Below are 12,167 nucleotides of genomic sequence, written 5' to 3' on the forward strand. Positions count from 1 at the left end.
AAACAACACTAAATTCATATCAGGAATGATTTCTGATGAAATCCCGAAATCGTTCCCGACTGACCGCACAACCTTTAAAGTAGCGTTTTTGTACATGATTAACGGCGCTTTTGTGATAAAGTGCGGTTAAAATTTCATTTGGAAAAAGATGTCGCTCAATAAGCGGCTTAATCTCTTTTGTTAAATTGGCGGGTGCAAACCAGTCAATGATCCATAAATTGTTTCCGGCGCACCAATTTCCCGCCTCAAGTAATACATCATCATTATGCAAATAAGCTTCTTCCGCCTCTTGGGTAAAATAAGCCCAAGAAAAATAAGCGACAGGCTCATTATCTTTTATAAATAACGCAAACTGCTTATTCCTCAACACAGGTAAAATCCGTTCTGCGAATCGATATAACGGCGCTTTGCTGTGATACTCCGAACGCAACCAAATGGTTGCAAAGGCGCCGAATAGTTGAGATTCGTCTAGCGGCTCATAACTAAAAATACTTGGTGCAATGACATCAAAAGTTTCAATTTTCATAATCAGAAACGGTAATTTAAGTTAAATCCGGTTGTAACATGACTGGTTTTAAATCCTGCCGGCTTATCTATCGGAACACCAACAAAATAGTCATAATTCAATCCCCATATTTTTCCACGCAATCCGATTGCACCGCCGACGAGCGAATTACCGGGTAAATCATCGAATCGGCTGTAAACATTTCCTTTATCAATGCCCAGATAAAGTTCCTGTCCTTTGTTAAATACATTCCATGCAAGCTCATTACACCATAACCAACCCCGTTCACCAGAAAGATATAATTCACCGTCAAAACCACGAACGGTATAACGCCCTCCGATACTGAATTTATCCTGTTGAATCAGAGGTGTCTGATTCCATTGCGCATTCCAGGAGGTATTGAATTTCCAAGGTTGTTCGCCAATATTGAACGGATAATTCAGATCAATACCCACAGTAATTATTTGCGGTCTCGACGTACCCTCATCAAAGTATTCTTCCGGCGCAGGAAGTGCTTTATACGCACCGGTTCCGCGTTTGTAATTGGCGGAAATTTGCAATGTAGCATCACCCAAGTATTCGATATGTTTTAATCCGATATCCCAACCTGCCATACGACGACGCTGTACCTCAACTTCAACATCATTAATATAGTTAAATGATTTTCTAGCCCATCCGCCAAATGAGATATAACTTTTTCGGCTACTGTTGCGGTAAAGCAAGTAACTTAAATTCATACGCAGTTGAGTACTCTTCCCCGAATACTGATAGTTCTCAAATGCACCGGCAATAGACTGATGATAGCGATATTGATATCCTGATAATGTCAGTAACCAATTTTTCCAAGGTACGGAATAATATAAACTGACATTCTTACTTCCGTGAGGCTCATCAACATTATCGCTATGGCGTTTAATGCTTTTGGTAAAGCTGGCATAAAATAAATCGTTTAATGAAAACATGTTATCCCAGGATAGCGTAGCCGTCCCCTGCAAACGCCCGGTTGCTTTAGTACCGGAATCATCCAGCCCTAATGTCAAATGGATAGGAAACCCCTGCTTATAGCGAATGATTACATCGCTTGCACCGACTTCATCCTCAACCGCCGATAACTGCATATTAGCATCGGCACTAGTATTTCGTTTTAAATTTTCCAAACCTTGTTCAAGATGTCGTAAATTCAAAATTTCCCCATTATTTGTAGGCATTGCAAACCATAATGTTGCTGAAGTTGCATAAGGAAAACTACTTTCATCTTGCAATTGAATTTGACCTATTTTCCCGGGAATAACAGTAATGACGAGTATTCCGTTTTGTAAATTCTGAGGCTGAACAACAACACGTGTTGTGATATATCCTTGTTCAATCAAGCTATTTTGAATACGTTTTAATAGAATATTGATGCCTTCACTGCCCAAGCAGTGAGGTAGTGAAAAATCACGAGTAGAATAAATCGCATTCAGCGCCCAATAAAACCGGCTACTGGGAATTGAAGATGGTGGTATTACTGAAAAATCAGAAATTTCAGGCGAGAAATCAGTAAGAATAATATGACTAATCTGATAACAGGGATTCTCTTTTTCGGGAAAACCCTCGGAGGGTTCAAGCCGGTTTTCTAACCGGATATTGGGATCTGCGACCTGTTGTCGTTGTAACGCTTTGTTTTGTTCCTCTTGCCTTTGTTGCAATGCTGCATCCGATTGTACATTCAATTGGTTTAAATTTGGTGAATCAACCGCTAAAACACAGGCACTGCATAATGACAAGATAACGCCCGTAAAAACTCTCATAACCTAATCCTGATAAATATTTTAAAAGGCTAATAATAACTCTATTTCAAATGGCCGGTAGTTTATTAGAGATTTCTGTAGAAAAGTAGTCATTTGGTTCAAAAAACAAGCGATAATAGAATAAATTTTGTCATGTTTTGTAAATTATTTACTAGTAACTTAAAGAACAAAATCGTAATGTTTTATTATTAAACTGCATATATGACATGCTTATTAGCTTTTCAATTTTATGAGTGATTAATTTTATCCCCTCCGCCTTGCAGGCACCTCCCCCGACTTCGCGGGGGAGGGAATGGGATTGAAATAGCGTTGTCGTTATCAAAATACGCAACAATATCGCTCCCCCACGAAGCTGGGGGAGCTGTCACGAAGTGACTGAGGGGGGCAAAACAAATGATTACTTATAACCCGACCTAATATTGACTGTATCTTTAAAGAATTTAGACAGAATCAATTTTCTCCCGCACGGATTCCCGTAAAAAATATTCGCCGGTTTGCGGTAAAGATTGCACGCGGAAAGGTTCGCCTTGATAAGTAAATTCCAATCGGAAAGCGTGCAGATAAGCGCGGTCGTTTTTTTCGGAATTTCCGCCGTAAAGTTCATCGCCTAAAATCGGGCTGCCTAAACTTTTCATTGCGACGCGTAGCTGATGGGTTTTACCGGTTTGCGGTTTTAGAATAAATAAACGTAAATTAGGCTCGCAACTTACCGATTCAAAGCGGGTAACGGCAGGGTTTTGCTTTGTCTGGCAAAGTTTCCAGGCTCCTCGGCGGGCTTTTTCCATATCACCGATAATCAATCCCTGCTTTTTTTTCGGTTTTTGTTTGGATAAGGCAAGATAAGTCTTGCTGATTTCATGTCGGGCGAATAATAACGAAAATTCCGCCGCCGCTCGTTCGTTTAAAGCAAGAATCAGCAGGCCTGAGGTCACTTTATCTAACCGGTGAACTAACCAGACTTGCGCGACACTCAACTGTTTTGCCAACAAACCGGTTAAGCCGATTTCCGCTTCGTCTCTATGCACGCTTACGCCATTTGGTTTATCAATGATGATAAAATCCCTATGTTTATGTATAATTTTGAATTCTTGCATAAAGTTCTCAAAAAGTGCGGTTAGAATGAATATTAATTTAGACTCAATTATAGCATATATTGTGCCGGTGATTATGTGGACATTGATTGTTACTATCACGTTGCGCCAAATTATCAAACGGCAATCCTCCTCGGCAATGCTCTCCTGGTTGATGATTATTTATATTGTGCCGGTAGTCGGCATCCTGGCTTATTTGGTACTGGGCGAAATTAATTTAGGCAAACGGCGGGCAAATGCCTCTAAACAATTATTACCCAAATATATGAAATGGTTCGCCGGCCTTAAAAACCAACAACATTTGCTGATTAACGATCAACAACCGTCGCTTGCCAGCCCTTTATTTGCTCTTGCCCAACGCCGTTTAAGCATTCCCTGTATTAACGGCAACGAATTACATATTCTGGACACTCCGGAAAGCATTATTCAAAATATTATTGATGACATTCACCAGGCTCAATATTCTATCAATATGGTATTCTATATTTGGTCAAACGGTGGTCTGGTGGATCAGGTACAGCAAGCGTTGATTCAAGCCAAGCAACGCGGCGTGAAAATTCATATTCTGCTGGACTCCGTAGGAAGCCGGGCGTTTTTCAAAAGCGAAAATTACCAAAAAATGACCGCACTTGGTATTGAAATTGAAGAAGCCCTGCACGTAAATTTGCTGCGGGTTTTCCTGCGCCGTATTGATTTACGTCAACATCGCAAAATTATTGTGATCGATAATCAAATCTCTTATACCGGTAGCATGAATATGGTTGATCCGAATTTCTTTAAACAAGACAGCCATGTAGGAAAATGGATCGACATTATGGTACGTATCGACGGTCCTGTTTCCGCCGTGCTGAACGGTTTGCATTCCTGGGATTGGGAAATGGAACGCGGGCAAGAACTTTATGTACCGTTGCCAAACCCTCAACATCCGATGGATAATTACAATATTCATGCGGTACAAATTCTCGCTACAGGTCCCGGATTACCGGCGGATTTAATGGAACAATCTCTTGCCACGGCGATTTTTGCCGCCAAGGAAAGTATTACAATCACTACGCCTTATTTTGTGCCGAGTCAGAATATTGTAGATGCGTTGCAAATTGCCGCGCTGCGAGGCGTGAATGTGTCGCTGATTTTGCCGGTACATAACGATTCCCTTATGGTGCGCTGGGCAAGCCGTACTTATTTTGACGATCTACTCACCGCCGGTGTAAAAATTTATAACTTTACGGAAGGACTGTTGCATACAAAAAGTATCCTGGTTGATAACAAAATGGCACTGGTCGGTACGGTAAACATGGATATTCGCAGTTTTTCGCTGAATTTCGAAGTGACCATGGTAGTTGAAGACCAAACTTTCGCCAATGAAATCAGTTTGCTCCATGAAAACTATATGAATGGTGCCGCGTTGCTGGACGAACAACGCTGGTTAAACCGCCCGGTGTTTACACGAATTATTGAAAAACTGTTTTTCTTATTCAGCCCATTATTATAGAAACGGCATTTTTAGTTTATACAAGGAATCCACATGAAAAAAGATTTACGACTTTACCTTATCCGCCACGGCAGAACGGTTTGGAATGAGCAAGGTTTAATGCAAGGCTGGGGAAATTCCGCATTGACGGAACAAGGTGTAAAAGGCGCGCAATTAACGGGACAGGCACTGGCGGAAGTGCCTTTTATTGCCGCCTATTCAAGTTGTTTACAGCGTACAATCGATACCGCAAATTATATTTTAGGCGAGCGTTCCGTGCCGTTATTTCAGCATATCGGGCTGAACGAACAATTTTTCGGTTCATGGGAAGGCACAAACGTCGAAACTATTCGTCAAACCGCAGAATTTCAGCAAATGGTGAATGATCCGAAAAATTATCAGGCGAGCTCCAACGGCGGCGAAACCTGGCAGCAAGTGGCTGAACGCGCCATGAAAGCGATGCAGGATATTATCGACGTTCATCACCGCGGCGATATCCTTATCGTTTCCCACGGACATACTCTGCGCTTATTGCTGGCGCTATTTGCCGGCGCAACCTGGCAAAATCACCGCGAACAAGGCAAAAGTGTCGCCATGCTGAATACCGCCATTAACATGGTTCGTTATGTGCAGCATGATGAAGATCAGGCAGGAAAATTTATTATTGAACGCCTAAATGATGCGGCGCATTTAGGTTAAAAGTGCGGTAGAAAATTCCGGATTTTTATCCTTAACCGCAATGAAAAAAACGCCCGCAATAAAAGCGGGCGTAATTATTCAAACAAATCAGAGAAGCTCTAAAAACCCTGTCACTGTATGGAATGAACCGAACACAAGCAGAATTTCATTGTTATCCATTTGTGAAATAGCGCTTATTATGCCGGACTCTACTGAGTTCTCACTTTCGCCGTGAAACGGAATTTGTTGCTTATTCGCAAGATTTTTCAATGTCACAAATAAATTCGAACCAGATTGTCCGCGCGCGCCTTCAAGGGTTACGCAATGCCACTTATCAATTATTGGCAGCAGCGGCGAAAGTACGCCTTCTGAGTCTTTATCCTTTAAAATTCCGCAAACTGCGGTGATTTTTTGTGAAGTTTTTTGCTTCAGCTCGATTAATTTACCGGCTAAATATCTTGCCGCATGGGGATTGTGCCCTACATCAATGATAATTTGCGGTAAGCTTTCCACCGAGCGCCGAACAAGTGTCGCTAAAGGTACTAACCGCTCCGCATTAATACGCTGAAAACGCCCCGCTAATTCAACTTCCTGCAACGATTGGCGAATAATTTCTTCGCTGATTTGCACAGGCAGAAATTGTACCGCAGCCAATGCCGTTGCCGCATTTTGCAACGGAATCCGGCAAATCGGCAGATTTTTCAACCGCACTTTTTGGTTCTGCCAGGTCCAGCTATCCGCTTTTTGAGCGAAAGACCAATCTTTATCACGGCAAGCCAATTCACAACCTAATAAGCCGGCATGAGCCAACATTGTTGCCGGCACATCGGGTTCTCCGATCACTACAGGTTTACCCGCGCGAAAAATCCCCGCTTTTTCAAAAGCGATTTGTTCCCGGCTTGAACCTAAAAAATCCACATGATCAATATCAATACTGGTAATCACCGCCAGATTGTTATCCACAATATTGGTAGCGTCCAAACGCCCGCCCAAGCCCACTTCTAAAATCACCACATCCAATTTTGCCTGCTTAAACAGATATAAAGCCGACAAGGTGGTAAATTCAAAATAGGTCAGTGATTGGGTTTTACGGCCTTCAATATAGGCGAATGATTGGGTATGTGCTTCGTCCGGCAGCTCCTGATTTTGAATGCGTACGCGTTCGTTATAACGTAATAAATGCGGAGATGAATACACGCCTACCCGCAACCCGGCTTTCAACAGCATGGTTTCTAACAAACGACAAGTTGTGCCTTTGCCGTTTGTACCGCCGACCGTAATCACAAAAGGCGCCGGATTTAACACATCAAGCTCATCGGCGACGGCTTTAATTCGCTCTAAACCTAAATCAATGGCTTTAAAATGGCTGTTTTCTAAATAAGAAAGCCACTCCGAAAGTGATGAAGTGGCTTGTAAATTATGTTTTTCTTGCATTATTCGGTATCTGACAATTCTTCCGCATTAAAAGGAGAAGGTTTGTTCATTAATTTTGTTAATAAACTTGCTAGGGTATCTCGCATGTCGGAACGTTTAACAATCATATCGATGGCGCCGTGCTCCAATAAAAACTCCGCACGTTGGAACCCTTCCGGTAATTTTTCACGCACGGTTTGCTCGATAACGCGAGGGCCGGCAAAACCGATTAGCGCTTTAGGTTCGGCAATATTGATATCGCCAAGCATGGCAAAACTTGCTGATACGCCGCCCAAAGTCGGATCCGTTAAAACGGAAATAAACGGCACGCCTTTTTCTTTCATTTTAGCCAAAACGGCACTGGTTTTTGCCATTTGCATTAATGAGAACAGCGCTTCCTGCATACGCGCGCCACCGCTTGCGGAAAAACAAACGAACGGGCAGTTTTTTTCCATTGCCTCTTCCGCCGCCGCGACAAATTTTGCACCGACCACAGAACCCATTGAACCGCCCATAAAGCCGAAGTTGGAAGCGGCGGCCACAATAGGTAAACCGTATAATGTGCCGGATAATACCACTAAGGCGTCTTTTTCGCCGGTATCTTTCTGCGCCGCTGTCAAGCGATCTTTATATTTTTTCAAATCACGGAATTTTAAAATGTCTTTCGGTTCTAAATCCGCCGCAAGTTCCGTCACGCCGTCTTTATCCAATAACGCCAATAAACGTTCACGAGCGTCGATTCGCATATGATGACCGCATTTAGGACAAACTTCCAAATGGCGTTTTAGTTCATCACGATATAAAACCTGTTCACAAGACGTACATTTTGTCCAAACCCCTTCAGGCACGTTCGCTTTGCGAGAACTTGAAATCGGACTCTTACTAAAAATTTTATCAATCCAGCTCATTTTTAACCTTTTTATTAAATCGTAAAAATTCTGCTTATTTAACCACAAATTAAAGCGTTTTTATACTTTTTTATGTAAATGATTTACAAGTCGGAGCTTAGGGTACCTATAATTCATCCGCCAGAAATAATGGCCCCAAAGGCATTTGCGGCAACTCAAAATGTTCGGGATATGTCACCTGAACCAAATATAGCCCCTCGGCTTTTGCCGTCGGCGCGGCTAATTTACGATTTTTTTGCGCTAAAAGCCATTCAATCCACTCAGGCGGTTGGTTTCCGCACCCTACTTCCATCAGACTACCCACAATATTACGCACCATGTGATGCACAAAAGCATTGGCTTTAATATCCACAATCACAAAATTGCCGCGGCGAATCACATTTAAATGATGAATATTGCGCCAAGGCGTATTCGACTGACATTGTGCCGCTCGGAAAGAAGAAAAATCATTCTCGCCTAACAAAAAGCGCCCCGCTTCCTGCATTTTGTGTTCGTCAAGCTCCAAATGAGTATGTGTGATCCCGTAGGGCAAAATAGCCGAACGTAGTTTATTGCAATACAGTACATAACGATAACGGCGCGCCGTCGCACTAAAACGCGCATGAAAATCATCAGGCACTTCTTTAGCCCATCTCACCGCAATATCATCGGGTAGATTTGCATTGGTACCGAACGCCCAGGCTTTTTCGGGACGAATCGCATTAGTTTCGAAATGCACTACTTGTCCCGTTCCGTGTACGCCCGAGTCCGTACGCCCGGCGCAAAACACCTCAATTTTTTCATTCGCCACAAAGGAAAGAGCCTTTTCTAATTCAGCCTGTACCGAATGCACTTTTTCCTGACGTTGCCAACCAAAATAATTTTTACCGTTATACTCAATGCCTAAAGCAATTTTCATGATTTTGTAATCCGTTCTCATTGAAAAATTTCGCTAATTCTATCATTTATTATGACTAAAAATGAATGACATCATCAAATTCCGCAAGAAAACCGAATTCGGTTTAGGATCTTTGACGAACAATGTTGTATTGCATAGAACGGGATTACCAGCCTGCATAAATTTAAAATAAATAGGCTTATTAATATGGTTATTGGTAGGTTGATGAATATCCTATCGTTTGCATTTTATTTAGCTAAAAGTGCGGTCGGATTTTTGAGAATTTTGAAAAATATAAAGATGAGGCAAAAAAATTCATAAAAAGGCCAAATCCTGCGATTTGGCCTTTCTCAATGATTTATATTATGGCTTACATTATTCTTCAATAGTACGAAGTAATTCGTTCAGTCCGACTTTACCTAGTGTTTTTGCATCAACTTTTTTCACAATGACCGCGCAGTATAGGCTGTGTGAGCCGTCTTTTGACGGAAGGCTGCCTGATACCACAACAGAACCTGCCGGTACGCGACCGTAATGTACTTCGCCTGTTTCACGATCATAAATTTTAGTTGATTGACCGATAAATACGCCCATTGAAATTACGCAACCGTCTTCTACGATAACACCTTCAACGATTTCGGAACGTGCGCCGATAAAGCAGTTGTCACCGATAATTGTCGGGTTGGCTTGTAACGGTTCTAATACGCCGCCGATGCCCACACCGCCGGATAAGTGAACGTTTTTACCGATTTGCGCGCATGACCCAACGGTTACCCAAGTATCAACCATAGTACCTTCGTCAACAAATGCTCCGATATTTACGTAAGACGGCATTAATACGGTATTTTTCGCAATATACGCACCTTTGCGCACGGTAGCTGAAGGCACGACGCGGAAACCTTCCTGTTGGAAACGTTCTTCGGTGTAATCGGCAAATTTTAATGCCACTTTGTCGTAATATTTTGTTTCCGCACCGTCAATTAATTGGTTGTCATTGATACGGAATGATAATAACACGGCTTTTTTCAACCACTGGTGAGTTACCCAGTCACCGTCAATTTTTTCAGCTACGCGATATTTACCGCAGTCTAAACCGGCGATAACTTCTTCGATTGCAGCTTTAATTTGCGCATCAACGGTTTTAGGGGTAATTTCGGCACGGCGTTCGAATGCCGCTTCAATGATCGATTGTAAGTTTGACATATATTTTCCTATATAAATGTAATAGTGAATAGACCTGCTATTTTTATCATATTTTCCCTAAAAACTCACCACCTTTTAGCTAAATTAGCCTAAAATATAGCTGATTCTATAAATATTTTTCTTTTCGCCGAATAAAGCGGAAACCTCTCCCGCCAAATTGCGCTTAAAAGCATTTCTAAAACGGATAAAAATTATGAATACCACGGAAAATAGCAAACAAAAGCCGGTGAATGTCGTAGCATTTGCCTTTTTACTGACGGCTTTTTTAACCGGCATCGCCTCTTCTTTTCAAACACCGACCCTGAGTTTGTTTCTTGCCCAGGAAATTCAGGTTTCACCTTTTATGGTGGGAATGTTTTATACCTCGAATGCCGTTTTAGGCATTGTATTAAGTCAGATTCTGGCTAAATATTCGGACAGCCAGGATGATCGGCGCAAGATCATTATTTTTTGCAGTTTGCTTGCTATCGGCGGCTGCATTACTTTCGCCTACAACCGAAATTATTATGTACTCATGTTTTTTGCCACATTTTTATTGTCATTAGGCTCGTCTGCAAATCCGCAGGCTTTTGCGCTCGCCCGGGAATATGCGGATTATACGAAACGTGAAGCGATAATGTTCACCACCATTATGCGGACACAAATTTCCCTCGCCTGGATTGTAGGGCCGCCGCTTTCCTTCTCCATTGCATTAGGTTGGGGATTCGAATATATGTATATGGTTGCCGCTTCCGCATTTTTATTATGTGCGATTATTGCCAAAGCGCTGCTTCCTTATGTGCCGCGTAAAGCCGTTGTATCTGCAACAAAACCGGATGAGGTTGCCGGTTTGCCGGCAAAAAATAAAAAGCAAAGTGATAAACAAAGCATTAGGTTGCTTTTTATCACTTGTTTTCTGATGTGGAGCTGTAACGGGATGTATTTAATCAGTATGCCGTTACATGTGATCAACGAGCTGCATTTATCCGAACGGTTAGCCGGTATTTTAATGGGAACGGCGGCAGGATTGGAAATTCCGGTGATGCTGATTGCCGGTTATCTAACGAAATACTTAACAAAAAAATCCTTAATTCTGACCGCACTTTTCATGGGATTATTTTTTTATATCGGTATGCTGTTTGCAGAACAAACCTGGCAACTTGTAGCGTTACAGGCATTCAATGCTATATTTATCGGTATTATTGCCACTCTTGGCATGGTTTATTTTCAGGATCTTATGCCCGGTAAAATGGGTTCTGCCACTACTCTATTCAGCAATGCGGCAAAAAGCAGCTGGATTGTTGCCGGTCCTTTTGTAGGAATAATCGCTCAAATTTGGAATTATAGTTCGGTATTTTATATTTCGATTGTGCTTGTGGCGGTGTCCTTATTTAGCATGAGTAAAGTAAAATCCGTTTAGATGTCGTTCAACTCTTTCCGCCCCTCTTACCTTGAGGAGCGGACTCATCGAAAATTCCTCAAAATTCTACCGCACTTTAAGTGCTTTGAAAAATAATCCGAATACCGATTGAATATCTCATTGTTTTCCAACATAATGCATCGCGTTTTATTTGAAATTTCATCGCAGGGGGTAACATGGAATTTATTCAAAACTCACCAATCTATGCAAAATTCTTTTTAGGTTTGGTGGCGGTGATTAATCCGTTTGGTGTTTTGCCTGTTTTTGTCAATATGACAAATCATCAAACCAAGGCTGAACGTAATCATACTAATTTAATCACTTCATTTTCTGTAGGGGTGATTTTGCTGGTAAGTTTATTTTTTGGCAAAATTATTCTGAGCCTGTTCAGTATTTCAATTAACTCATTCCGCATTGCCGGCGGGATTTTGATCATTAGCATTGCGATGACCATGATTAGCGGTAAACTCGGCGAAGATAAACAGAATAAAGATGAAAAAAACGCCGACTTCGCTAATATGAACAGTATCGCCGTCGTGCCTTTGGCAATGCCTATTTTAGCCGGCCCCGGTGCGATTAGTTCCACTATCGTATGGGCTTCTCAATATTCAAGCTGGTTCGACTGGATTGGTTTTAGCTTTGCGATTATCCTGTTTTCCCTGTTATGTTACGGATTATTCCGTTCGGGCCCGACAATCGTCAATGCGCTGGGTAAAACGGGCAGTAATGTAGTGACCCGTATTATGGGGTTGATTTTGATGTCGTTAGGTATTGAAAGTATTGTGGTCGGCATTACCAAGCTGTTCCCGGGATTAATTCATTAGAGTCTGTT

The 12,167-nt window shown here is 42.0% G+C and carries 11 protein-coding genes; 4 read left to right on the forward strand and 7 right to left on the reverse strand.

Going from position 1 to position 12,167, the window contains the following annotated elements:
• Window positions 1-19 precede the first annotated feature (19 nt).
• From A4G13_RS03560 to A4G13_RS03570, 3 genes are all read right to left on the reverse strand, one after another.
• The gene (locus A4G13_RS03560; protein ID WP_090653738.1) at window positions 20-526 is read right to left on the reverse strand and encodes a toxin-activating lysine-acyltransferase; all 507 of its coding nucleotides are present in this window, start codon (window positions 524-526) and stop codon (window positions 20-22) included.
• Between the two features lie 2 nt (window positions 527-528).
• On the reverse strand, window positions 529-2,295 hold the full coding sequence (locus A4G13_RS03565; RefSeq protein WP_090653739.1) for a ShlB/FhaC/HecB family hemolysin secretion/activation protein: 1,767 nt from the start codon (window positions 2,293-2,295) through the stop codon (window positions 529-531).
• Window positions 2,296-2,735: 440 nt separating this feature from the next.
• Window positions 2,736-3,389 carry a TIGR01621 family pseudouridine synthase gene (locus tag A4G13_RS03570; protein WP_090653741.1) on the reverse strand — a complete coding sequence of 218 codons (654 nt, stop codon included), beginning with the start codon at window positions 3,387-3,389 and terminating at the stop codon, window positions 2,736-2,738.
• 31 nt (window positions 3,390-3,420) lie between these two features.
• Between A4G13_RS03570 and cls the strand changes: the two genes are divergently transcribed.
• Both cls and A4G13_RS03580 read left to right on the forward strand, forming a co-directional pair.
• Window positions 3,421-4,878: a cardiolipin synthase gene (gene cls / locus A4G13_RS03575; protein ID WP_090653963.1), complete on the forward strand. Its 1,458-nt coding sequence runs from the start codon at window positions 3,421-3,423 to the stop codon at window positions 4,876-4,878.
• Window positions 4,879-4,911: 33 nt separating this feature from the next.
• On the forward strand, window positions 4,912-5,556 hold the full coding sequence (locus A4G13_RS03580) for a histidine phosphatase family protein (RefSeq protein WP_011200346.1): 645 nt from the start codon (window positions 4,912-4,914) through the stop codon (window positions 5,554-5,556).
• 87 nt (window positions 5,557-5,643) lie between these two features.
• Here the strand turns inward: A4G13_RS03580 and folC are convergent, their stop codons facing one another.
• The 4 genes from folC to dapD form a co-directional block, all read right to left on the reverse strand.
• Window positions 5,644-6,969, reverse strand: a complete 1,326-nt coding sequence (gene folC, locus A4G13_RS03585) for a bifunctional tetrahydrofolate synthase/dihydrofolate synthase (RefSeq protein ID WP_090653743.1) — start codon at window positions 6,967-6,969, stop codon at window positions 5,644-5,646.
• A complete protein-coding gene (accD, locus tag A4G13_RS03590) occupies window positions 6,969-7,856 on the reverse strand; it encodes an acetyl-CoA carboxylase, carboxyltransferase subunit beta (protein WP_011200348.1) in 888 nt (295 codons plus the stop codon). Before accD ends, folC begins: the two co-directional genes overlap by 1 nt.
• Window positions 7,857-7,962: 106 nt before the next feature.
• The gene (gene truA / locus A4G13_RS03595) at window positions 7,963-8,754 is read right to left on the reverse strand and encodes a tRNA pseudouridine(38-40) synthase TruA (protein WP_090653745.1); all 792 of its coding nucleotides are present in this window, start codon (window positions 8,752-8,754) and stop codon (window positions 7,963-7,965) included.
• A 354-nt stretch (window positions 8,755-9,108) separates the two neighbouring features.
• The gene (dapD, locus tag A4G13_RS03600; RefSeq protein ID WP_090653747.1) at window positions 9,109-9,936 is read right to left on the reverse strand and encodes a 2,3,4,5-tetrahydropyridine-2,6-dicarboxylate N-succinyltransferase; all 828 of its coding nucleotides are present in this window, start codon (window positions 9,934-9,936) and stop codon (window positions 9,109-9,111) included.
• 193 nt (window positions 9,937-10,129) lie between these two features.
• Here dapD and A4G13_RS03605 point away from each other — a divergent pair, with 193 nt between their 5' ends.
• Together A4G13_RS03605 and A4G13_RS03610 are read left to right on the forward strand one after the other, a co-directional pair.
• On the forward strand, window positions 10,130-11,335 hold the full coding sequence (locus A4G13_RS03605) for an MFS transporter (RefSeq protein ID WP_090653749.1): 1,206 nt from the start codon (window positions 10,130-10,132) through the stop codon (window positions 11,333-11,335).
• Between the two features lie 176 nt (window positions 11,336-11,511).
• Complete coding sequence (locus tag A4G13_RS03610; protein ID WP_090653751.1) at window positions 11,512-12,159, forward strand: YchE family NAAT transporter; 648 nt, start codon at window positions 11,512-11,514, stop codon at window positions 12,157-12,159.
• Window positions 12,160-12,167: the final 8 nt, after the last annotated feature.

The sequence above is a fragment of the Basfia succiniciproducens genome, assembly GCF_011455875.1.
In the GTDB taxonomy this organism is placed as follows: domain Bacteria; phylum Pseudomonadota; class Gammaproteobacteria; order Enterobacterales; family Pasteurellaceae; genus Basfia; species Basfia succiniciproducens.

What these genes read in the sequence shown, in the direction of transcription:
- A4G13_RS03560 (WP_090653738.1), bottom strand. Translation starts at nt 526, where the DNA reads ATGAAAATTGAAACTTTTGATGTCATTGCACCAAGTATTTTTAGTTAT.
- A4G13_RS03565 (WP_090653739.1), bottom strand. Translation starts at nt 2,295, where the DNA reads ATGAGAGTTTTTACGGGCGTTATCTTGTCATTATGCAGTGCCTGTGTT.
- A4G13_RS03570 (WP_090653741.1), bottom strand. Translation starts at nt 3,389, where the DNA reads ATGCAAGAATTCAAAATTATACATAAACATAGGGATTTTATCATCATT.
- A4G13_RS03580 (WP_011200346.1), top strand. Translation starts at nt 4,912, where the DNA reads ATGAAAAAAGATTTACGACTTTACCTTATCCGCCACGGCAGAACGGTT.
- folC (WP_090653743.1), bottom strand. Translation starts at nt 6,969, where the DNA reads ATGCAAGAAAAACATAATTTACAAGCCACTTCATCACTTTCGGAGTGG.
- accD (WP_011200348.1), bottom strand. Translation starts at nt 7,856, where the DNA reads ATGAGCTGGATTGATAAAATTTTTAGTAAGAGTCCGATTTCAAGTTCT.
- truA (WP_090653745.1), bottom strand. Translation starts at nt 8,754, where the DNA reads ATGAAAATTGCTTTAGGCATTGAGTATAACGGTAAAAATTATTTTGGT.
- dapD (WP_090653747.1), bottom strand. Translation starts at nt 9,936, where the DNA reads ATGTCAAACTTACAATCGATCATTGAAGCGGCATTCGAACGCCGTGCC.
- A4G13_RS03605 (WP_090653749.1), top strand. Translation starts at nt 10,130, where the DNA reads ATGAATACCACGGAAAATAGCAAACAAAAGCCGGTGAATGTCGTAGCA.
- A4G13_RS03610 (WP_090653751.1), top strand. Translation starts at nt 11,512, where the DNA reads ATGGAATTTATTCAAAACTCACCAATCTATGCAAAATTCTTTTTAGGT.